Genomic DNA, 23295 nt, shown 5'->3' with positions numbered 1-23295 from the left:
TGTAAATGACTGTTTTAATCATTACTCACAGCCAAGATAACGAAAGTATTCCTTTAGTTATTCAGGCAATTGAAGCCCAAGGAAAGAAAGCATTTCGTTTTGACACAGACCGATTTCCCACAGAAATGCAGTTAGATATTTACTATGGTAGTAGTCAGCGAGTGATTCTGAGTGTCGATGACCAGACATTAGATTTAAATGAAGTGTCAGCAGTTTGGTATCGGCGCATTGCAATTGGGTCAAAAATTCCCAACTCGATGGACAGGCAACTTAGAGAAGCCTCACTGAAAGAATCTCGCGTCAGCATTGAGGGAATGATTGCTAGTATCAGGGGCTTTCATCTTGACCCTCTGCCAAATATTCGCCGAGCCGAAAATAAGCAACTGCAATTAGAAATAGCAAGAGATATCGGTCTAGATACGCCTCGCACTCTGACCACAAATAATCCCATAGCAGTAAAGCAATTTGCCCAAGAGTGTCAGCAGGGAATGATTACCAAAATGCTGTCTTCTTTCGCTATTTATGATGAACAAGGGCGAGAAAAAGTTGTGTTTACAAATCCAATTTCCTCAGAGGATCTAGACAACCTTGATGGTTTGCGTTTCTGCCCAATGACATTTCAAGAGAAGATTCCCAAAGCATTGGAATTGCGGACAATTATTGTCGGTAAACGCGTGCTAACGGCTGCGGTTAATTCTCAAGCTTTGGATAAGGCACGTTACGACTGGCGCAAACAGGGAATCGCCTTACTCGACGCTTGGGAGTCATACACTTTGCCCGAAGATGTCGAAGAGAAATTGCTCAAACTCATGGCAGAATTTGGTTTAAATTATGGGGCGCTTGATATTATTTTGACTCCTGATGGTCGTCATGTATTCCTGGAAGTTAACCCAGTTGGCGAGTTCTTCTGGCTGGAACGCTGTCCTGGTTTACCGATTTCCCAGGCGATCGCTGAGGTTTTAACTAATTCACCTAATTGATTACAATTTCTCTTTAGCTGGCGTTGCAATACCCCGTTTAACTAGACCCGCTTCTAGTTCCTGAATGAATTTTAAGTCTTCCTCCAATAGAAGCTGGCTTTCGCTAGAAGAAAGATTTTTTTCCATAAAAGCAAATGCTTGCCGAAATTGACGCGGATTTGCTTTAATTAGCGAGTCAAAGTGACAGGGAATAATCTGCTGAAAATCCCAACTTGCAACTGTATCAGCCCAGTTGAGGACTTGGCTTGGTGCTTGAGGAAAAATGAGGATTTGCAAAATCGGTGCGACAAATGGTCGTCCCTGACCTCGTAGAGCGTCGAATGCCTGCTTCCAGTTTTCTTGCCAGCGAAAAGGAAATAAACCAAAGTACGTTTTTAGCGATCGCTGTGGTGCTTTGAGAGCATCACGAAACATCTGTCCGATTGAAGCAACTTCCAAAGCACTTGGACGGAAGTAAAGCGCAAACAGTGATATACGTTGCCATCCCTTGCGGCGGTTGTCTTCATTGTCCTCGATCGTCTCCCAGGCATTATCCCTGGCATGAAACAGTAAGGGATAAGGATCTAATTGGAGAATTTCTGGTGGGTCAACTGGCACAGAAAGTATAGAATCAGTTACAAGCAGAGTACGCGATCGCTTGTGAAACAATGCAACTTCTGCAAAAGATCCTCGTCCCAAGTCGATGTCCAATATTGCATAGTCAAACTCCAGAGCAAAGGGAGCAAGGCTTGAGTCCTCTGGGAGTTCTTGAGTTCGTTTTTGGGGAAAGCCTAGCCAACTAAGCGGCAGATTGAACGGGAAACTCCACTGGTGCGGGGCAACAAAGACTTGTGCTTGAGGAAAGCGACGAGCAAAGGGGCCAACGAAGACTTTATGCTCCAGACCAGAACTGGTTGGCAGTAAGATATACTTAACTTCACCGTGCTTTGCTACCAACTCATTAACCAAGCGAACACACTCAGTTGTGGGAGCAACGGGTGCATAAACCAGAAGCCCTCCAGCGGCGAGCTTGACGATAGTCATACGAATCGGCACGATGGTGTAGAGAATGCCGTGAAGCTGATCGAATGTCCAGATAGTGTCCTGAACTATTTCCTGACGAAGTGTCCGCCGCCTGCCGTAGGGGTAAAGTGGGACAGCAGCCCAGAATGGCCATGACCAATCCTTGGGGTTGTTCAAAGGAGACATCCCTCGATCTTGTAGTTCAACTCTCGACTGAGATCCAAGTGAATTCATCGTCGTTTTATTGTCCTGGCGTCGGCCAGTTATGAGAGTGCTGTAGTGGCTACAAGATTGATATAGCACGCTTGTCGAGCGAGGGCAACTGGCTAGAATTGCAACTAGAAGGTATAGAATTTCAATTAGCGATCATTGCAAAACTCTTTTTGCAAGAGTGGGCAAAGGGGAAAGGTAAAAAGGAAAGGGTTTTTTCTTATCCCTTTCCCTTTTCCCGACAAATGCCAAGAAGTCTATTGAGTTCGACAAGGCATCATGAACCACCAACTCGGTAATAAATACTACTAGAATTTCCATAGGAGGTAAAAATAATGCTACGAACGATTGAAGGAATTTATAGAAACGGCAAAATCGAACTAGCTGAAAAACCACAAGGTATTACTGAAAGCAAAGTCTTTGTTACTTTCTTAGAAACAAAGCCTATAACTTGGCCAGAAACTATTATGCAACATCAAGGTGTAGTAGAAAGTATTATTTTTGAGTCCTACCGAGACGAACTGCTACCACCTAACGAAATCGAGTTTTAATGATGGGTTATTTACTCGATACCTGCGTCATTAGTGATTTTGTCAAGGGAGAAAAAAATACTCTCAAGCTATTAAAGTCTACTACTCCCACAGATATTTTTATTTCTTCCTTAACAGTAATGGAGGTTAAGTACGGATTAGCAATCAATCCTCAACGTGCCTTAAAAATCCAATCATTGATTGAAGCATTGTTAGGTTCGATTACAATTTTACCTTTTGGTGTGGAAGAAGCAGAACAAGCTGCCCAAATTAGAAGTATTTTGAAAACAGCGGGTACTCCTATCGGTTCTTATGATGTATTGATCGCAGCAACAGCACTAACTCACAATCATATTGTTGTAACATCTAATGTTTGAGAATTTCAAAGAGTAAACGGCTTGCAAATAGAGAATTGGCGTTCTTCTTAAATTACATATCAATGTATTGGAAATGGGGCTTTAGGCTATTAATCGGATTTTTGGGGCTGTGGCTACTGTTGGATCTGGGTTCCCGTCTGGGAGCAGAAATTTTTTGGTTTCGGGAAGTCGGCTATCTTCAAGTATTTTTGTTGAGGCTACTGACCCGTGGTATTTTGTGGGTAGTTGTGGCTGGAATAACTGCTGCCTATCTACTGTTAAACCTGGCTTTAGCACAACGGCTAAAATATTCCCAGTCTGTAAAGATTGAGCAACCAGAATTCAACAGTGAATTAACAAGTTTTCTCAGTCCTAATTATCCAAGACGCAACGAAACCCGGATACTTGCGCCGCAACGCCCTCAAGCATTAAAATTGCACTGGTTATTACCCTTAACTCTGATATTGAGCTTGTTAATTGGGTTAATGCTGGCTCACTATGGTCAAATTGCTCTTTTCTACTGGCATTCTCCAGTCAATCAGGCTATTCTACCCGTTCCCGCTCTATTTCGACCAGAGACAATCTGGCAACTTTTGAAGCAGATTCTCTCTCAAGTCTGGTATCTCGGTTTAATTGGGGGAGTAGCGATCGCCATTTTAATCTATCCGCAATTTTTACTGACTGCGATCGCAATTCTCTCTAGTCCCATTTTTGCCTTCATCATCTTCCGACACTGGCCCAAGGTGCTGGAATATTTGCACCCTACCCTTTTCAACAGGACTGAGCCTTTATTTGGTCGAGATATCAGCTTTTACGTATTTTCTTTACCTTTTTGGGAACTGCTAGAACTCTGGCTGATGGGTTTATGTTTGTATGGCTTCGTCGCCGTTGCTCTCACTTATCTCTTGTCGGCGGATAGTTTGAGTCAGGGGATTTTCCCTGGTTTTTCACCCCAGCAGCAGCGTCATTTATTCGGTATGGGTGGCTTGTTGATGCTGGTAGTGGCTTTTAGTTATTGGCAAAGTCGCTATGAACTGGTGTATTCTAGCCGGGGAGTGAGTTATGGTGCTAGCTATACCGATGTCACAGCCCAGTTGCCAGCTTACACCGTTTTGTGCATTGTGGCAGTAGCGATCGCCTTTTACCTCCTTTGGCGAACGTTTTTCTGGAAACCCAAATCTCGGTATCCTCGCTTTGTCTTTTATGGGTTAGGGGTTTATTTAGTATTAGTTATAGCTGCTGATGTTGTCTTACCTACTGTGGTGCAATATTTAATTGTTCAACCTAATGAGTTGCAACGAGAGCAACCCTACATTCAGCGGACTATTGCCTTAACTCGCCAAGCATTCGATTTAGAGGCGATCGATTCTAGAAGCTTCAACCCGCAAGGAACACTGACTGAAGTTGATATTCAAAATAATGCCTCGACAATTCGCAATATTCGCCTTTGGGATGAGCGACCACTTTTAGAAACTAATCGTCAACTGCAACAAATTCGGCCGTATTATCGGTTCCCCGATGCCGATATCGATCGATATACTCTCAAAACAGATGAACCTTCACCTCGACCACCAGCCCCCCAAAAGCCGCCAGAACCTAAGCAAGAAGCCCTAGACTCAACAGAACGGCGGCAAGTATTGATTGCCGCGCGAGAATTAGACTACACTGCCGTACCACAGGAAGCTCAAACATGGGTTAATCGTCATTTAATTTATACCCACGGTTTCGGGTTTACTGTTAGTCCAGTTAATACAGTTGGGCCGGGTGGACTACCAGAATATTTTGTTAAAGATATTAGCGGTAATAGTAGCGCTCTCACAACTTCTAATGAAGCCGTTCGTGAAAGTATTCCCATTGGGCAACCCCGGATTTATTACGGTGAAATTACGAATACTTATGTAATGACTGGCACAAAAGTTAGAGAGCTAGACTACCCTAGCGGTAGTGATAATGTTTACAACTCTTATGAGGGTCTAGGTGGCGTTGAAATCGGTTCAATATGGCGACGGTGGCTATTTGCGATGTATTTGAAAGATTGGCAGATGGTGCTGACACGGGACTTTTTGCCAGAAACAAAAGTGCTACTGCGACGAAATGTCAAGGAAAGAATTCAAGCGATCGCCCCTTTTTTGAAATTTGACAGCGACCCCTATTTAGTTGCTGCTGCTGCTAATCAAGATTTTCCCAGCAATCCCAGTTATCTTTATTGGATTGTTGACGCTTACACAACGAGCGATCGCTATCCCTACTCAGACACTGGTAGCGATGGTATCAATTACATTCGCAATTCTATCAAAGTAGCGATCGATGCCTATCACGGCACTGTGAAGTTTTACATTGCCGATCGCAGCGATCCGATTATTGCTACTTGGTCAGCGATATTTCCCAATATGTTCAAACCGCTCAGTACAATGCCAGTCAATCTCCGCAGTCATACCCGATATCCGGAGGACTTTTTCAAAATTCAATCTGAGCGGTTGATGACTTACCACATGACCGACCCCCAAGTATTTTACAACCGGGAAGACCAGTGGCAGATTCCTAATGAAATCTATGGTAGTGAACCCCGTCCGGTAGAGCCGTATTATTTGATTACTAGTTTACCCACTGTAGACTTTGTTGGCGTTCGCGAAGGCTCTCGTAGAGAAGAATTTCTGCTGTTTTTACCTTATACTCCCAAACAGCGGACTAATTTAATCGCTTGGTTAGCGGCGCGATCGGATGGCAAAAACTACGGTAAGCTGCTGCTATATGTCTTTCCTAAAGAACGCCTGATTTACGGAACAGAGCAAATCGAGGCGCGGATTAACCAAGACCCCAGTAATTTCTCAGCAAATTTCCTTATGGAATCGCCAGGGTTCGAGAGCGATTCAAGGTAATCTACTAGTAATTCCCATTCAGCAATCGCTGCTGTATGTCGAGCCAATCTATCTAGAAGCCACACAGAATAGTCTGCCAACCTTGGTACGAGTAGTAGTAGCTTATGAAAACCGGATTGTCATGGCGCAAACCTTAGAACAAGCATTGCAAGGAATCTTTAAACCAGAAGTTACACCAGCCCCGGCGATTATCCGTCCCTTTGAAGAAGCAGCCCCGCCCGGTTAAGTAGGGGCGCAAGGCTTTGCGCCCCTACAAATCTATAAATAATTTGGGATAATTTATTTTTGAGAAAAGAATGCAACAAATAGTTGTAGAGACGCGATGAATCGCGTCTTTACAAATGGATGTGTTGCAATCATTGACTGGAGGCAGAACCTCTAAATCAACGTGAGTGAGTTCGATGAACCTCTCCCGGACAGCCTCCTTCTTTGAAACCCAAAGGGAGGAGCAACGAAAAATTAAGCTTTTTGCTCCCCTCTCCGTGTCGGAGAGGGGTTGGGGGCAATACGGTTCGGTTAAAGGGGAAAGGGTAAAGGGGAAAGGAGAATAAAAAACCTTTAACCCTTACCCATTTCCCTTTTCCCCAAACCCTATTTTGAGTTCAAAATGCTTATCTGAACCGTATTGGGGTTGGGGGAGAGGTTAAATAAGACTTGTCGAATTCACGTTAAATCAGGCATTTCCATCCAGAGCATGGAATCTAATACTTTCAGATTTGACGCAATAAAAAACCCCACTAACTTATAGAAAGTGGAGCAATCAATGTTACAAATTTAGGAGTCACTCATCGTTAAAATCGCTATTTGTACTAGACTAGCGCAATTATTCTAAAGCTTTCTTCAGTTCGTCTTTAATATTTTCTACGGTGTGATCGATTTGGGCTTCAGCTTGCTTTGCTTGCCCTTCAGTTTTATCTTGTGGATTACCTGTGACTTCACCCACAATCTCTTGAATTTTTCCTTCAATATTTTTTGCAGTCGCTTCTATTCTCTTTTCGACACTCATGGTTTTTATCTCCAGCTTGTAGTTGATTTAGAGAACTCCAAAGATAACAAGACTTACGCAACTGGCATATTATTTTCAGTTCGTAGTGTTCGCGCACTTGTACTGAGCAAAGCCGAAGTAGCGTCTCGAACGCGAGTGCGTCTCTGAAAGAGAAGAGAGGATTTTAGTTTTCAAAATAAGGGCTAAAACCCTTACTGCAAACTACAAATCCGATTTTTTTGTGACACTTGCGAAGTCCTAAGTCCTAAATAAATTACTACTTGCAAAGTGGCACGAAAAGCCCGCCCATTTCACGGGACGGGCAAGACGCTCACCCTACAGTAATAAAATATTGCTTATCTTATTACTTGTAAGTCCCTAAAGCTATTAGATAATTTAACAACTGTGTATTGTTTTTTACTTCCATCAACGGAGAGAATATTTTGGTAAATTATATCATCTTAAGATAGATGCTGGTCAGTACTGTAGCAGATAATACAAACATGAAAATATGATAAATAAAATTTATATATATTAAAAAAATAACTTTTTCGCAGATAAATGAACTATAAATTAAAACAAAATTTCAATAAAAGGAAAATAAAGGAGTGCCAACGAACAGTCAAAAAAATGTTTGGAAGAATGAGATTAATGACATCATTCGAGGTGCTTGTGGAGGTTTTTTGTTTGGCATACCCTTGCTGTACACAATGGAGGTTTGGTGGATTGGATCGCTGGCAAAAGCACAATTTCTCATGACGGCAATCGCATTAATGTTTATTGTGGTTTACTTGCTCAATTACACAGAAGGCTTTCGGAAACGCAGATATACAGGCCTCGCTCATCAAGCCGTAATGGATACCGTAGAAGCGATCGCGATCGGCATAGCTTGTTCTACCTTTGTGCTATTACTATTGCAAGAATTGACACCAGAAACCTCCCTAAAAGAATCTTTAGGTAAAATTATCTTTGAAAGTGTGCCGTTCGCTCTCGGTGTAGCATTAGCGAATCAGTTTTTGGGAGAGACTGAAAACAGCAATGGAAAAGGACAAGGAAGCGATCGCGAAAATAACACAACCAAGAACAAAGGTGATGAGTTACAAGCCACTTTTGTAGATGTGGGTGGAACCCTGATTGGTGCAACCATAATTGCATTTAACATCGCTCCCACTGATGAAGTTCCTATGCTAGCAGCCGCAACCTCTCCACTTTGGGAGTTGGCAATGATCGCCGCATCTTTGCTGATTTCTTATGGCATTGTATTTCAGGCAGGTTTTTCTAACCAGCAAAAACGTAAAGAGCAAAAGGGAATTTTTCAACGACCATCGAGCGAAACTATTATGTCCTACTTAGTATCATTGCTAGCAGGCGCTTTTATGCTGTGGTTCTTTCAAAAATTAACTTTTAGCGACCCCTGGACAATGTGGTTGGATCATACATTGATACTGGGTTTACCCGCAACCATTGGTGGTGCAGCCGGAAGGTTAGCAATATAGGAATCCGGTTTGATTCGGAGAATTTACTTGCGTGGGTAGGGAACAGGAAATAGGGAATAGGGAACAGGAAAGAAAGCTTTCTAAGGTGTACTGAGTTTTTTCAAAAATCAAATATGAGTCCTATATGACTGAAACAGAACAACCAAAGCGCTCAATAGCTGAGTGGATAACATTCAGCATCGCCTCATTCATCCTAGCAATCATTGTGATTCTAGTAGGGTACACTTGGCTGAACGAAAAAAATCAACCTCCGATCCTTTCTGTCACTAAAAAACAAACAATTCGAGAAATTAATGGCCAGTTTTATGTTCCTTTTGAAGTTGTGAATAATGGAGGAGATACAGCTGAGTCAGTTCAGATTATGGCTGAGTTAATGATTGACGGCAAAGTTACAGAAACAGGAGAGCAACAAATTGACTTTTTATCTAGTGGGGAAAGCGAAGAAGGTGCATTTATATTCAGCCATAACCCGCGCCAAGGTCAGTTAAATCTACGTGTTGGTAGTTATAAATTGCCATAGGGGACTGATATTATGTCCGGTTAAAGACCGCTCCAGGGGCTGGCACAACTATTTTGCTACCAGACCAGTCCTAGTTTTTGCAACACAACCGAAATCCCACCGCCCGTCGTTAGTCTGCTGGAGAAAGTCTACACTGGCACTCGTAGAATAGTCGTTGTTATTTCATTGTTTTATATTTAGTACGGCTGACGTAGGGGAATCTCAATTACAAATTCTGTTCCTTGATTGAGACAAGAAACACAACGCAATTTTCCTTGATGTTTTTCTGTAATAATTTGATAACTAATTGATAAGCCTAATCCAGTACCTTTACCAATGGGTTTAGTAGTAAAAAAAGGATCGAATAATTTTTTTTGTACATTTTCTGACATACCAGAACCATTATCAGCAACGCGAATAATTACCTGATTAGTATTTACAAGTTCAGTTTTAATCCGAATCTGAGGATGAGGATTATTTTGTCCAGTCATACATAATTCTTCTAAAGCATCAATCGCATTTGTTAATATATTCATAAATACTTGATTGAGTTGTCCAGCATAGCATTCTACTAATGGAATATTGCCATATTCTTTAATTGTTTCTATCCCTGGACATTTAGCTTGCTCCTGAAGACGATGCTCAAGTATCATTAAAGTACTATCGATACCATGATGAATATCTACCTCTTTCATTTCTGCCTCATCCAAGCGAGAAAAATTTCGCAGAGATAGGACAATTTCTTTGATTCTTTCGGCTCCAACTTTCATCGAAGTTAGCAATTGTGGCAAATCTGTGAGTAAAAAATCAATGTCTACTGCTTCTGCTTCGTCTTGGATTTCTGCTACTGGATTAGGATAATGTTGTTGATAAAGTTGCAACAGTTTGAGTAAATCTTGGATATATTCATTAGCTGGTGTAAGATTACCATAAATAAAGTTGACTGGGTTGTTAATTTCGTGCGCTACTCCTGCTACTAGCTGTCCTAAACTGGACATTTTTTCACTTTGCACCAGTTGAGTAGCTAATTGTGTAGCCTCTTGCCGTAATTGTGCTTCTGATTGTCGCAATACTTCTTCTGCTTGTTTGCGCTTGGTTATATCATGGAGAATAACGACATATTCTTGAAAGTTCTGATGGGGTCTGTCTGAGATAGAAACTTCCAAATTTTTGATTTTAGAATTATAAATTATGGTGTGTTCGCTACGTCTTGTCCACTGTTGGGGATAGTTAGTAAGTTCTGGCAACCATTTGTTGAGGTGATGTCCCAAAAGCGTATGTGGATTCACACCAAAAAAAAATTCAGTTGCTGGGTTTGCTTGCCAAACTATACCTTGTTCATCTGTAACGACAATACCATCTTGGGCAATCTGAAAAAGATGTTCTGCCGCCTCTCTTGCTTCCGCGATCGCCATTACCTGAGGTAAACTTGTCCAACAGGCTATAGCTACTCCTACAAATGCTACCGTCATCAGCAAAACCACAACTAAATTTTCAAAATTTACAGTTGCAGCTTTATGCCAATTCCATCCAAATAAACAGCCAACTAAAACCGCACTACACAACAGAAGAATTAAGATGCTCACTTGTAACATCACCGAATCTTGAAATAGCTTCTGCCGCCGTGAGTAATAAAGTTTTAACCACCAATTAGGACGAAAAATTGGCATCCGAATCTGGCGCACTAATACATCAATTGCTAATACACCAAACGGAACTAATAAGCCAGTTAAAAAATCTTGCCATCCCCAAGCATAGCTTGCCGTTAATAAAATTACTATTTCTAACAAACATACTCCCAAAGTCAGCGGTGGCAGCACTACATCGAACTTTGCTCGTTGTTGCCATAAACCTAAATGCAGCAGTATGAATGATATAAACCAAGCCGCATTTGTAGCTGCAATGATGTGAGATACATTACCCCAAAGAAAATAAATCAATGCCAAAATTAGGCTCAAAGCCAAAGACGGGCCAAAGACTCCACGTGGTGAGACTACAGAAAAAACTGGTGCAAGATGTTTATCTACAGCTAACTGATAGATAATTCGGGGACAGTTAGAAACAGTCGTTGCTGAACCTAATAAACAAGAACCGGCTAGTAAAAAAGTAGCACTCGCCGGAGCAAAATTTCCCCAAAATGGTGTAGAAGCTGCAACAAAATTTAAAAAGCTGTTATCACCTAAATCTGGAACTGTTGCTAAACGCATGATTACCCAAGAACCACCAACCATTACTGGTAACATTAACCAAGCAGCAATCTCGAGAAACCATAGAGTTTTATGAGGCTCACGGCTATCAGCAACAAAGGATGAGGCTGTTTCACTACTATAAGTTACATAGCTAACAAAATAAAACCATTTTGCCCAATCAATAAAGCTCAAAGATGACCAATTATTCGGAAAAAAGCCAGGACTATTACTAGAAAAAGCTAAAAATCCCAGACCTTGTACACAAAAAGTAAATAGCAAGGTAAAGGCAGGAATTGCAAAAAATAAATGTAGAATGCTTAATGCACGCGTACCACTGAATGCAACCACAAAGGGTAATAATATAAAACTAATCCTGAGAATCGCCTCTGGAACACTTATACCTAATGCCTCAAGATTCACTTTGATTAAATCTGTCAGCACAACAGCATTTACTGACAGGAAAGAAAGCCAAGCCAAAAGATATCCTATTGCCCCGTAGCGGGCAATTATTGGACAATGCTGCCAGACTTTAGTTGTGTAATTAGGTGTTCCGCCAGCTACATCAAATAAACTTCTACCTAAATGTTTCATCTGATAATTCAGTAACATCCCAACAATCACACCAGGAATCCAAACAAAAATAGCTTGTGTTCCCAAAGCGGCATGAATAGCCGGCACTACTGATGTCCAACCAAGATGGGATGTTAAACCAAACGCCCAAGTCTCCCAAGAACTCAAGCTACGCGGCAAACCACACAATGACGGCTGATTAGGTACAGCGCTATCAAAATCAGACATAAGTAATTACTCTAGAAAATTGATATCAACTTCCTAGTTAGAGTTCCCATTCTGTAGGTGTAACCAACATCATGTGACTGTAAGCATAAGTTTGCGTGTGATTCGTTCAGTCGAAATGAGTAGTAATACTCAAGGATGACTGGAAAGGAAAAGAGAAATCTCTCGAACAAATGGCACTAAGAAAAGCGTAAATGTATTATTTACAGGGGTTTCATCACTTTGGAAAAATGTAGGCTAATGAAGCAGCGATCGCAAACTGAGAGTTGCAGATTATTCTGATTCTTGCCCTTAAAAGTATTAGTTTTCTAAAACCCTTACCAGGCAACTATTTCAGCTTTTGTTAGTGCCATTCGGGTTAGAGTTATAGCAGGGGGACAGGGAACAGGTGACAGAGGACAGGGTTGAAAGTCTCTTGGTGTCTATGTTCTATATTCAGTTTATGTCCTAACCTACCTGGCGACCGCTATATATGTGTTAGTTGATACCAGAAATAAATTATGAGACGAAAACTGACTGTTGAAGAACTGTTGGAGCGATATGCTACTGGGGAAAGAAACGCCCAAGTCTTGTCAGAGCAGGATATTGGAATCTGACTCTCCCTGATGGCAGATTCATTGCTAATTGGCAAACTGAAGAGATTTGACCAATTGATATTATTGGTGAAAGTTTGATTCACATTCTCGGCTAAAAGAGGAGCATTAAGCCGGCCAGTAACAGGACCAGTAATAGCACTCGTCGAACTCACGTTATAACTAATTAGCCAGACATAATATGACAAATAAAAAAATACCCTACAATATTGCATAATCTATTTGTTGGAAGTACACCCGAACTCAACCCTCACCCCACTTGCTTTCATAGTGGGAATGCTAAGAGCGAACAAGTCGGGCATTGCCTGCACTAGTACGCTAAGAGTTGAGTTCGGATAAGCGCGATCGATCGCGTGGGTGAGATATTTCTTTACCTGACGTTGACGTAGCCTCTGTCTCCAACACGCTGTTCGCATTCGTAAAAAAGTTGAAATCTGCTGTATGAATCCTATATTTTATTGCTTGCCCATATTTTCAACACGATAGCGCCCGCATTTTGATAACCTTGAAGAAATAAAATAGTTTAAAAAAATAAACAATCGCATTTTTATTTCACCAGAGATATAAAATATGATTAACTGTTTTGAGGTAGATTTCATCAGAAATTTATAATTTTGATATTTGTATTATGTCAATAATACAAATATCAACTACGTTTGATATAGAAAACTATCAAGGAATATTTTATATTTATGATTATTGATATTCCTAACGATGATTTATTGAGAGAATACTAGTAATTACAACCGGATTTTTGCTCGTGGAGGCAATGACCATATCTCTGCTAGTCTTGGAAACAATCTAATTGATGGTGGAGAGAGAACAATAACAAGTTGACTGCTAACGATCGCCAATGAAACATTTAAGCTCAGTCGGAGCGATCGCAGCGGTTGCTTTCACTCTCTCGATCTGAGCAAGGCATTAGACCTCTTGCAAAAGTAACTTTTGCACTCTTGCGGGAAAAGGGGAAAGGTCAAAGGGGAAAGGTTTTTTTATTCTTTTTCCCTTTCCCCCTTACCCTTTTCCCTACAAATGCCAAGAAGTCTATTGTTCGATCGTCAATATTTAATTGTTGCATTTTGATGATATTATCTTAAAAAAATTAAGGAGAAAACCTTGTGGGAGTTACGATCGAGCGATTATTTAATAAACTATCGGTAAAATATTTTTCAGCGATCGCAGCTATAATAACGGTTCTCCCATTACCAGTTAAAGCCGCTACATTTTTAGTAACTGAGCGCGCTGGTTTAGGAGGCAATGATGAAGTTAATTGGGAAAGTTTAGGTAAAGTATTTAATCCCTCTGCTCCTGATTTTTCGGCTTTTTTACCTAACTCTTTTTCAGCGACATCACAACGTGGTTTAGGCTTGGATATAAATATAACTCCAACTAATAAACCTCAAATCACTCCACCATTTGTTTTTCAAACTTTACCTCCACCTGGCATTCGGAGTAACTTCGCTCTAGGTGATTTTATTCTCTTCGGAGGTATAGATCCAACAGGTTTTATCCCTCTTCCTCCTGGTACTCCCGATCCTGGTACTCAGGGGAACGGCGGGCCTTTTTCGATTAGTTTTGCCCAGCCGGTTTTTGGCGCTGGAACTCAGATAGCTGTAGACACTAGTAAATTGAAAATTGAAAATTCGATCGCCGCTTTTGATAAAGCTAATAACCTATTGGGTACTTTCTCAGTTCCAAATATTTCGTCCTTAGCATTAGATAATTCGGCAGTATTCTTGGGGATTCGTAGTGACACTCCAAACATCTCACGGCTTGTTTTTAGCAGTTCTGCTCCACAATACGGCTTGGCTATTAATCAGGTAAGTATTCTTGCAGTTCCCGAACCAACTTATACCTTAGCGATATTAGCTTTTGGTATTTCAGGTGGTGTTTTGAAACGGCGTAAAAGTTATTGACATTCGCGCTGTATTGAAATAGTTTTCATTTAATAAGTTAGAGATTTCGGACATAATCTAACTTATGTAAGTACCTAACGTATAGCAGGAGGCAGTGTTTCGACTACGCGGCAGTTGAGCGTAGTCGAAACTCAACAACCGGGCAGTTCTTGCTGGAGGTAAAACTATTGCTAACTCTAGCATTCACCCTTTTCAAATGTCCTAACCTGTGTGACTACGGCTATAAGTTCCAGATAATTATTGTCTTTAATCAAATTCAACTCAATGTTATACAAAGAATTAGAAAACATCATAGACGCTAAGATTCAAAAAGCCATACGGAAGCACGAAATTATAGTTGCTTTAATTAGTAGTATTATTGGCTTGATTTTTATCATGGGTTTGTTCCATGCTATTTTGCTCAACCACACTGAAATTCAAACACTTTGCTTGTACTGATGACTGTTTGTAATTAATAAATTTTTACAATCAAGCATTCCCAAATGTCCTTAAAACTAATTTAATTCACACATCTTTTTTATCAAATGGAATTGCCCAGATGGAGAGTAAAAATAATCGCAGGGCTATATTCGTCTTATTTTTGAGTGTATTTATAGACTTGCTCGGCTTCGGAATTATTCTGCCGATACTGCCTTTGTATGCCGAACAATTTGGTGCAAAACCTAATGAAGCGACTTTACTTGTAGCTACTTATTCTTTAATGCAGTTCTTATTTGCACCATTATGGGGCAGATTTAGCGATCGCTACGGTCGCCGTCCGATTTTATTACTGACTTTATTCGGTTCGGTAATTGCATACGCAGGCTTAGGTTTTGCCAACTCCCTATGGATTTTGTTTATTGCTCGTAGTCTGGCCGGAATTATGTCAGGGAATATTGCCACTGCTCAGGCGTACATAGCAGATATTACTACGCCAACTAATCGAGCTCGTGGCATGGGTGTAATCGGCGCAGCTTTTGGTCTTGGGTTTATTCTCGGCCCAGCGATTGGAGGTCTTTTAATCGGGTCAGATCCGAACAACGCTAACTTTCATCTACCGTCGTTGTTTGCAGCCGGATTATCTTTATTAGCATTTCTTTGTGCTTTGATATTACTTCCCGAATCTCTAAATTCTGAGACTAAAGCTAAAATCCAACTTCATCGCCATCGTCAGCGATCGCTAAACTTATTACAGTTGTCACAGCGATCGCAGTTTTGTGTACTTGTTGGCATCTACTTTTTAGTCACCTTTGCTGTTGCAGCTATGGACTCTACATTAGCTTTATGGTCTAAGCAGCAATTAAATTGGGGCCCTCAACAAGCTAGTTATCTTTTTGCCTTCATGGGGATTGTCAGCACAATAATTCAAGGAGGACTAATCGGATTTCTCAAGAAACAATTAGGTGAAATCAAGTTACTTATCTTGGGAATATTAGGATTAGGTTTAGGATTACTGTTAATTGGATTCTCGCAAAGCTTAATTTTCTTATTAGTCGCCACCACACTTGTAGCATGGGGAATTAGTGTCAGCCAACCAATATTGAACAGCTTAATTTCTCAGATGACATCCCCAGAAGAACAAGGACAAATATTAGGAATTGCCAGTTCTTGCTCTGCATTGGCACGCATCGCCGGGCCAACGTGGGCAGGGGTGAGTTTTATGAAATTTGGGAGTTCTGCTCCTTTTTTAAGTGGAACTTTAGTAATGGTAGTAGCTTTGACTCTTAGTTTGCGAGTAACTAAAAGCGCATCTGAGCCAAAAACAGAACGTGTCGCCTGACAATCTTGATTTCAAAGCTTAATAATTTTTTGAAACAGCCTTGTATTAAAAATTTTTAATCCCAAATCTAAAATCTAAAATCTAAAATTAATATGACAGGGTCGCCGAGTATTATTTTTAGGCATCTTTGTAAGCATCCTCCTCACCTACGCAATTTGGATCGGTGGGAGCATTCCTGCAAGCATTATCAAACTTCCCGATCAAGGATTAAACTGGTACTACTGGAAGCTTCCCCAACCAACCTTTTGGAGTCGAGCAACGGCTTGGGGTATGTACATTGGGCATCAGTTTAGCATCTGGGCGTGTATCTTGTGGGCGCAGCGATCGCAGTTGAAATACAAATCGGCGTTGCATCCGATAAATTACCTCATGCTTGCCATTAATAGTGTATTCATCGCTTTACACTTTCTCCAAACATATATTTGGTACGATGCTCTAGCTCAAGATACTTCAATTTGGGCTTCTCAAGGTGCAGTTGTACTCTTACTAGTCTTCGTACTGATTTTAGAAACACCTCGACGCGGTTTATTTTTTGGCAATTCTGTTCCCTTCCATCAACAGTTTTTGCAAATTATCAAACTGTACCACGGCTATTTTTTCTCCTTCGCCGCCATCTACACCTTCTGGTATCACCCAATGGAAGCGACTTTGGGGCACTTGATTGGTTTTCTCTATATGTTCTTGCTTTTGCTCCAATCTTCCTTGATTTTTAACCGCACCCATGTAAACCGTTGGTGGACATTTACTTTGGAGGCTTCCGTGCTTTTACATAGTGTAATCGTGTCATTAATACTAGGACAAAGCAAATGGCCCACATTTCTTTTTGGTTTTTTTGGCATTTTGGTACTTACTCAGCTTCACGGTTTACCTGTGGGTAGCTGGGCTAAACGTACTATCTACGCAGCCTTTTTAGTGAGTGTCCTGACCGTTTATGCACTGACTGAACGCGGCTTGGGCAGAATTTACGAAGTTACCTATATTCCTCTGATTGAGTTTGGATTAGTTGGTGCAATTTACTTAATCTTCCTGCTCATCTTATGGACAATTTCTCGTTTACCTGTCAAGACGTAACTTATCAATGAATCCCGTTTTAGGAGCAATTCACTTTCGGGTTTGACGGAATAGAAACACGGGGGACAATCGCTGCCAGCAAGATTTATTCTGGATTTTATTTCCACACTGCGGAAAAAATTTTATACAAATTTTATACGTTAATCATATGAATGGGACTTTTTTTGAATTTTTACCCATATATACTAAAGAATAATGGTGTCATGAGATAGACATCGGTAAAACAAAATTAGCAATAGGTACATATGGCATCGCTTTATGAGTATTTCATCAAAGATGGCTCAAATAATATTACTATGCACCGGACACTATCGCTTAGTGATAGATTTGGTAATGTTCTGTTAGAAACTATTGGGCGAGTCCATTTTGATTTTGATGCTGGTGGAGTCTATATATCGTTTTATATACCATTTTCTGACAAAGTGCGATGTCCAGAAGCTATATTATTAAATAAAGTAAATGATCTACTAAAGTGGAGCGAAACAGACGTTCAAATACATTCTGGGTTTGCGAATCTAGATATGCAAGATTCACGTCATCTCATTTTTACAGGGCGTGTATATTTGTATTCAGAGCAACTAGTTTCCGCTCAATTGAAAGAGCAGATGAACAGCGAGTCCAAGTTAGAAGGTCATAGTCTTATTTTCCGAAGCGTAGAATATGTTGAACAGCGGAATAAATTTGAGAAGCCACAGGCGTTTATCTCTCATGATTCTCGCGATAAGTTGGAAATTGCAGAGCCGCTCGCTGTACATCTTACAAAACTTATGTGTCCAGTCTGGTACGATGAATTTTCATTAAAAGTTGGAGATAGCCTTAGGGATAGCATTGAGAACGGTTTGAAAGAGTGTCATAAATGCGTGTTTATTATAACCCAAAACTTTTTAAGCAACGGTGGATGGTCAAAGCGTGAATATGATTCAGTTTTTACACGAGAGATTATAGAGAAGCGCAATGTTATTATACCTATCTGGTATAACGTGACACCACAAGATGTTTATAGCTATTCACCAATTTTGGCTGATCGGTTTGCGGTTGACTGGTCTTTAGGTATTGAAAAAGTTGCAAATAAAATACTATTGGCGATTAATGCGTAAATAATTATAATTTTCGGGGTGAAATGAGCAGTGATACCGAAACTTACGCTAAGGACTTGATGAGCCGCTTTAAATACTGAATAATAAAGACGAGTAATTCGCACCGTAGAGAAACACCTCAAACCAACGACAATTCAATAATGCAAAAAGCATTCGCGTTGATATCAAAATGAAACTCTCGAATGATTGTTTTTAGTTATAACCAAATATCTTCTACCCAGTTATGTTATTTTTTCACGAATGATTTAAAACTGCCTATTTGGCATCATCGTGCATGATTTGGGGCGATCGCCCCTTATAGTATCTACGAGGCAAGGGACAATCACTCTTGATGCTTGAAATGCTGGGTTCTTTCCTTAACCCAGACTATCGAGAATCTGCGATCGCATTGCTGCTCACCTGAACATCACAACCCAAAGATGACCTCTGGCTACACCCTATCGACAGATTGAGGGTTAACGAGACACAAGATAAGCGATCGCACATGGTTGCAAGGTGGACAAACACACTATACCAAAGCCACGCATCGCAGAGCGCGGTTCGCTACATCATCTGGTTAGACGTTTTGAGGCGGCAGTATGGAGACTAACCGAATGGTTTGCGTCTACGACTGAATGAATTCGAGGAGATCGGCATTGATTTGGTCTGCATTTGTCGTCGGCATACCGTGCGGGAAACCCTTGTAGGTTTTCAATACCGCGCCCTTGACCAACTTAGCGCTGAGTGGGGCGGAGTCGGCATAGGGAACTATCTGGTCATCATCGCCGTGCATTACCAAAGTCGGCACAGAGAACTTCTTAAGATCCTCGGTAAAGTCGGTCTGGGAGAAAGCCACGATGCCATCGTACTGCGCCTTGCTACCGCCCATCATCCCCTGGCGCCACCAATTCTCAATCACGCCTTGCGACGCTTTCGCACCCGGTCGGTTGTAACCGTAAAAGGGCCCGCTGGGCACATCCCAATAAAATTGCGCCCGATTAGTGGCAACCTGCGTCTGAAAGTCGTCAAATACCTCTTTAGGTAAGCCGCCGGGATTCTCTGGGGTCTTCACCATCAGTGGTGGCACGGCGCTAATAAGAATGGCCTTCGCGACGCGGCTTTCGCCGTGACGCGCAATGTAGCGTGTCACTTCACCGCCGCCAGTCGAGTGTCCAACGTGGATGGCGTTCTTTAAGTCGAGATGTGCGGTAAGCGCAGCGAGGTCATCGGCGTAATGATCCATATCGTGTCCGTCAGCGCCTTGGGTTGAGCGTCCATGCCCTCGCCGGTCATGGGCGATGACGCGATAACCATGATTTAAGAAGAACATCATTTGGTTGTCCCAGTCGTCAGCCGATAGAGGCCAACCATGCGAGAAAACGATGGGCTGACCGCTACCCCAATCCTTGTAGTAAATCTCTATGCCGTCTTTGACTGCGATCGTGGTCATGTGTTTTTCTCCAGTAGGCTGAATTTTTGGAAATGTCTATTAAAAAATTAGCAATTTTACTGACCACTAGTAAGAATTTTTTGCTGTTGATAACGCTGTTTAAATTGCTGTTGCTGTATTTTATGATCCACAATTGGGTCAGGATAGCCAACAGCATGACGTTCTAAAGGTGAAATTTTCCCAGTAACTAAATATTCTGTATCTACAGACCGCAATTCTGACACCCATTTCCGAATATATTCCCCTTCTGGATCGAATTTTTGTGTTTGACTAGCTGGGTTAAAAATCCGTACAGGTTTGGGGTCCATGCCACTAGAAGCACTCCATTGCCAACCGCCATTATTAGCAGATAAATCACCATCAATTAGGTGCTGCATAAAGTAATTTTCTCCCAATTGGGGATTAATTAGCAAGTCTTTAGTGAGGAAACTCGCAACAATCATCCGACAGCGGTTATGCATCCAGCCGCTTTCGTTTAACTGACGCATTGCTGCATCCACAATGGGGTAGCCTGTTCTCCCCTCACACCAAGCTTGGAAATGTTCTTCTTTAGTTTCCCAAGGAAAATTCTTAAAGGTGTCGCGGAAAGCACCATCAGCTAATTCCGGGAAGTTATACATTGCGTGTTGATAAAACTCCCGCCAAGCTAATTCCTGTTGCCATGTGCGGATATTAACTGCTGTTTCCTCACTGCGGCTATTTTCCAGTGCTTCTACCGTGGCTTGCCAAACGGTGCGAATGCCAATTACGCCAAATTTTAAAGCTGCACTCAGTTGTGATGTTCCGTCCACTGCGGGGAAATTGCGCTGTTCTTGATATTCAGTAATGGCTTTATTAGTAAATTCTTCTAATCGTTCTTGTGCCGCCGCTTCTCCTGGTGAAATAATCAAGTCACCATCCCAGATGAATCCTAAATCTTTTGCTGAAGGTAGTGCCAAGGCTCCTGCAACTTTGGCAATTTCCTGTTCGGCTTCCGTTAATCCCTCAACATTTTGCAGTGTTTCTACTGGTTGAGCCTTTGGTTTGGCAATCCAATTTTTCCAGAAGGGTGTGTAAACCGTGTAAGGACTGTTACTACCCGTGCGTAACTCCTCTGGAGAGTTGAGGATTTGATCCCAGTTTTGGTTAAGAAACTCAATACCTTTTTCTTTGAGGGCATTTATAATGGTGCGATCGCGTTCTTGCGAATAAGGTTCTACATCCCAATTCCAAAAAACAGCTTTAGCATTTATTGCTTCGGCTAAAGCTGGTATTGCTTGTACAGGATCGGCGTGGAGGATTAACAACTGGCTACCAACTTGAGCATATCGCTCTTGGAGTTTCTGCAAACAGCCAATCATATAAGTTACTCTCACAGGAGCAACATCATCCCGTTCCAGAAGATTCGGATCGAGGCAAAACACGCCCACCACCTTCGGACTTTGCCGTTTTGCCGCAGCCAGTCCCGTGTTGTCAGAAATGCGTAAATCGCGTCGATGCCAAAACAGAATTAAGTCAGACATTCCATGTTGGATATAGTTCACCCGTACTAGCTTAGATGCTAGTGGTACCAATAAGCATCATTCTGGCGATAAATTTATTTTTTTAATGGGCATTGGGCATACGAAGAGGCAGAGGTGCAAAGGGGCAGAGGGGCAGAGGGGAAAGACTTACTGCTACTTCTCCTCTGCTCCCCTGCTCCCCTGCTCCCCTGCTCCCCTGCCTCTTCCACTCTCTATTCCCCGGTTTCTCAATCGGGAATAGTGGCTTCCTGTCTCAAAATTGAGTATACTCTTCTTAACAGTTAATTAGTCTTTTTGTCATGGCTAACCTACTACTTGATGACGGTACGATTGAGAGCGATTTAGACGAAATAGCCCGCGAACTTGCGCCTCTTGGCATTCAACTCAAACACTACGACCCAGGAACATCGCTACTCTTCCCTAATCTGCTAGACCAGGACGTTTTAACTGAGACCGAGAAACGTTATTACGTAGAACTCCATAACAGCGTCTTTGAATTTCTTCAGCAAGAAAATGGCGCTCTCTGGTGTGACTTACTAAATGTGCATCCAGGTTCGTTCAATCTTCACCACCTGATTGCCACCTACGGTCGCTACCATACTCATCCTGCGCCTGAACCCGTCTACGTGTTGGCAGGAGAAATGATTTATGGCTTCGTGCGACCTGATGGCAGCCAGGTACAGCTTTTAGTTCAGGCACAAGATTATCTCTACATCCCCGCCGGCGTTGAGCATTGGTGCAGCCCAACTGCATTGTTGAATTTCAAAGGGATACGCTATTTTGCAATCGCCGAAGGTTGGGTTCCCAATTATACAGGGACTCAAATGAGTGATTCGAGCCAAAAGCCGCGTTAAAGCTCATTTATACACGTCCTTTGGGCGACTTCACGAAATCGCGTTGCTCCCCCCTAAGCCTTGTGAAATGCGCTGTCTTTGAGTATATCCTGTAGTCTTTAAAGCAACAGTCTCAATTCGACTGTAAAGGAACTGGGGCAAAAGCCGAAGGAAATAGGCAGCTCCCAAAGTCAAAAGTGTACGGCGTGGTTCTTTAGAGAGAATATGCCAGTTGGTTGCTAATGCTCGATTCACCAACTTCACAGCCATTGCACCATCTTGCAGGCTGACTGCTCTACGCGCTAAATACCGCAGCTGGTAAGCTCTAGCCAGTGTTTCCCATTGATTAACTATTTCTGGGGCGTATAAACGTGCCCTAGAGATTGCCAATTCCCACGAATCTAACTGCTTGAGCAAATTTGCTGATAGTCCCCCTGAATTTACCCTATATAAAGTCAAAGCTTCAGGAATACCCTCTATTTCCAGATCGCTCTTAACAGACATCCGAAACCAACATTCAACATCTGTTGAGTCACCATTAGTATGACGCGATCGCTCATCGAAATAAAAATTTTCAACTGTACCGTAAAGATTGTCTTGGAATTCAATAGCTTCAAAAACTTCTCTTCTAATTACTGCTACCGAACCATTGCTAACTGGATTGCGGCAAAGGATAATCGCTGGAGTTATTCCCTGCATCTGAGGCATTTGATAAATACCTAAAGGGTTGCCATTATCATCAATAAAAGCAGAGCGGCTAAAGCTTACCCCGACATTAGGCGAATTATCTAAATGCTTAACGTGTTTTTCTAATTTTTCTGGCAACCATAAGTCATCAGCATCTAAAAGAGTTAAATATTCTCCTTGTGCATGGCGAATACCAGTGTTTCTTGCCCCAGGTAGACCCCGATTCTTTTGACGAATAATTTTAATTCTCGGGTCTGTAAATTGCTGACAAATTTCTATACTCTTATCAGGAGTACCATCATCAATAATTAAAATCTCGAAGTTTTCGTAAGTTTGCTCAAGAGCCGATTGCAGCGTAGCAGCTATATATTTTTCTGCTTTATAAACCGGAATAATGATAGAAACTTTCTTCATTGTTGACCATTCCCATTGATTTAATTTAATTAATATCTAATGAAATTTACTATGCACTATGCAATAAATACAA

General features: G+C 41.6%; 19 protein-coding genes and 1 pseudogene. 12 read left to right on the top strand and 8 right to left on the bottom strand.

Annotation, left to right across the window (positions count from 1 at the left end):
• The first annotated feature begins 5 nt into the window (after nt 1-5).
• Nucleotides 6-980, top strand: a complete 975-nt coding sequence (locus tag NSTCB13_RS05010) for an MvdD family ATP-grasp ribosomal peptide maturase (RefSeq protein ID WP_448271545.1) — start codon at nt 6-8, stop codon at nt 978-980.
• Here NSTCB13_RS05010 and NSTCB13_RS05005 read toward each other — a convergent pair whose 3' ends face one another.
• Complete coding sequence (locus tag NSTCB13_RS05005; protein WP_448271544.1) at nt 981-2216, bottom strand: DUF4336 domain-containing protein; 1236 nt, start codon at nt 2214-2216, stop codon at nt 981-983.
• 311 nt (nt 2217-2527) lie between these two features.
• Between NSTCB13_RS05005 and NSTCB13_RS05000 the strand changes: the two genes are divergently transcribed.
• The 3 genes and pseudogenes from NSTCB13_RS05000 (at nt 2528) to NSTCB13_RS04990 (ending at nt 6183) form a co-directional block, all read left to right on the top strand.
• The gene (locus NSTCB13_RS05000) at nt 2528-2743 is read left to right on the top strand and encodes a hypothetical protein (RefSeq protein ID WP_448268850.1); all 216 of its coding nucleotides are present in this window, start codon (nt 2528-2530) and stop codon (nt 2741-2743) included.
• A 2-nt stretch (nt 2744-2745) separates the two neighbouring features.
• Nucleotides 2746-3099 carry a PIN domain-containing protein gene (locus NSTCB13_RS04995; protein WP_448270365.1) on the top strand — a complete coding sequence of 118 codons (354 nt, stop codon included), beginning with the start codon at nt 2746-2748 and terminating at the stop codon, nt 3097-3099.
• Nucleotides 3100-3161: 62 nt separating this feature from the next.
• Nucleotides 3162-6183 (top strand): annotated as a pseudogene (locus tag NSTCB13_RS04990) (UPF0182 family protein).
• Nucleotides 6184-6780: 597 nt separating this feature from the next.
• Here the strand turns inward: NSTCB13_RS04990 and NSTCB13_RS04985 are convergent.
• Complete coding sequence (locus NSTCB13_RS04985) at nt 6781-6963, bottom strand: CsbD family protein (RefSeq protein WP_322693288.1); 183 nt, start codon at nt 6961-6963, stop codon at nt 6781-6783.
• Between the two features lie 587 nt (nt 6964-7550).
• Here NSTCB13_RS04985 and NSTCB13_RS04980 point away from each other — a divergent pair.
• Together NSTCB13_RS04980 and NSTCB13_RS04975 are read left to right on the top strand one after the other, a co-directional pair.
• Nucleotides 7551-8438, top strand: coding sequence for a TIGR02587 family membrane protein (locus NSTCB13_RS04980; RefSeq protein WP_445628598.1), 888 nt, complete (start codon nt 7551-7553; stop codon nt 8436-8438).
• A 124-nt stretch (nt 8439-8562) separates the two neighbouring features.
• Nucleotides 8563-8958, top strand: coding sequence for a TIGR02588 family protein (locus NSTCB13_RS04975; RefSeq protein ID WP_448271543.1), 396 nt, complete (start codon nt 8563-8565; stop codon nt 8956-8958).
• A 176-nt stretch (nt 8959-9134) separates the two neighbouring features.
• Here the strand turns inward: NSTCB13_RS04975 and NSTCB13_RS04970 are convergent, their stop codons facing one another.
• Nucleotides 9135-11924 (bottom strand): ATP-binding protein, encoded by a 2790-nt coding sequence (locus tag NSTCB13_RS04970; RefSeq protein ID WP_448271542.1) that lies wholly within the window; start codon nt 11922-11924, stop codon nt 9135-9137.
• A 1340-nt stretch (nt 11925-13264) separates the two neighbouring features.
• Here NSTCB13_RS04970 and NSTCB13_RS04965 point away from each other — a divergent pair.
• The 3 genes from NSTCB13_RS04965 to NSTCB13_RS04955 all read left to right on the top strand — a co-directional run bounded on the left by NSTCB13_RS04965 (nt 13265) and on the right by NSTCB13_RS04955 (nt 16189).
• Nucleotides 13265-13351: a hypothetical protein gene (locus tag NSTCB13_RS04965; RefSeq protein WP_445632225.1), complete on the top strand. Its 87-nt coding sequence runs from the start codon at nt 13265-13267 to the stop codon at nt 13349-13351.
• Between the two features lie 281 nt (nt 13352-13632).
• Nucleotides 13633-14430, top strand: a complete 798-nt coding sequence (locus NSTCB13_RS04960) for a hypothetical protein (protein WP_448268843.1) — start codon at nt 13633-13635, stop codon at nt 14428-14430.
• A gap of 538 nt (nt 14431-14968) precedes the next feature.
• The gene (locus NSTCB13_RS04955) at nt 14969-16189 is read left to right on the top strand and encodes an MFS transporter (protein ID WP_448268842.1); all 1221 of its coding nucleotides are present in this window, start codon (nt 14969-14971) and stop codon (nt 16187-16189) included.
• Between the two features lie 207 nt (nt 16190-16396).
• Here NSTCB13_RS04955 and NSTCB13_RS04950 read toward each other — a convergent pair whose 3' ends face one another.
• Complete coding sequence (locus tag NSTCB13_RS04950) at nt 16397-16543, bottom strand: hypothetical protein (protein WP_448271541.1); 147 nt, start codon at nt 16541-16543, stop codon at nt 16397-16399.
• A 15-nt stretch (nt 16544-16558) separates the two neighbouring features.
• Here NSTCB13_RS04950 and NSTCB13_RS04945 point away from each other — a divergent pair, with 15 nt between their 5' ends.
• Complete coding sequence (locus NSTCB13_RS04945; RefSeq protein WP_448271540.1) at nt 16559-17260, top strand: hypothetical protein; 702 nt, start codon at nt 16559-16561, stop codon at nt 17258-17260.
• Between the two features lie 245 nt (nt 17261-17505).
• Nucleotides 17506-18357 carry a toll/interleukin-1 receptor domain-containing protein gene (locus NSTCB13_RS04940; protein ID WP_448271539.1) on the top strand — a complete coding sequence of 284 codons (852 nt, stop codon included), beginning with the start codon at nt 17506-17508 and terminating at the stop codon, nt 18355-18357.
• 366 nt (nt 18358-18723) lie between these two features.
• Here NSTCB13_RS04940 and NSTCB13_RS04935 read toward each other — a convergent pair whose 3' ends face one another.
• The 3 genes from NSTCB13_RS04935 to NSTCB13_RS04925 form a co-directional block, all read right to left on the bottom strand.
• Nucleotides 18724-18864 (bottom strand): hypothetical protein, encoded by a 141-nt coding sequence (locus tag NSTCB13_RS04935; protein ID WP_448271538.1) that lies wholly within the window; start codon nt 18862-18864, stop codon nt 18724-18726.
• A 97-nt stretch (nt 18865-18961) separates the two neighbouring features.
• Nucleotides 18962-19786 (bottom strand): alpha/beta fold hydrolase, encoded by an 825-nt coding sequence (locus NSTCB13_RS04930; RefSeq protein ID WP_448271537.1) that lies wholly within the window; start codon nt 19784-19786, stop codon nt 18962-18964.
• A 56-nt stretch (nt 19787-19842) separates the two neighbouring features.
• The gene (locus NSTCB13_RS04925) at nt 19843-21288 is read right to left on the bottom strand and encodes a deoxyribodipyrimidine photo-lyase, 8-HDF type (protein WP_448271536.1); all 1446 of its coding nucleotides are present in this window, start codon (nt 21286-21288) and stop codon (nt 19843-19845) included.
• 299 nt (nt 21289-21587) lie between these two features.
• Here NSTCB13_RS04925 and NSTCB13_RS04920 point away from each other — a divergent pair, with 299 nt between their 5' ends.
• On the top strand, nt 21588-22142 hold the full coding sequence (locus NSTCB13_RS04920) for a cupin domain-containing protein (protein ID WP_445628590.1): 555 nt from the start codon (nt 21588-21590) through the stop codon (nt 22140-22142).
• Nucleotides 22143-22172: 30 nt separating this feature from the next.
• Here the strand turns inward: NSTCB13_RS04920 and NSTCB13_RS04915 are convergent, their stop codons facing one another.
• Complete coding sequence (locus tag NSTCB13_RS04915) at nt 22173-23222, bottom strand: glycosyltransferase family 2 protein (RefSeq protein WP_445628589.1); 1050 nt, start codon at nt 23220-23222, stop codon at nt 22173-22175.
• Between the last annotated feature and the right edge of the window lie 73 nt (nt 23223-23295).

This window comes from Nostoc sp. DSM 114160 (assembly GCF_053470305.1).
This window is presented reverse-complemented; position numbering and strand designations above follow the sequence as displayed.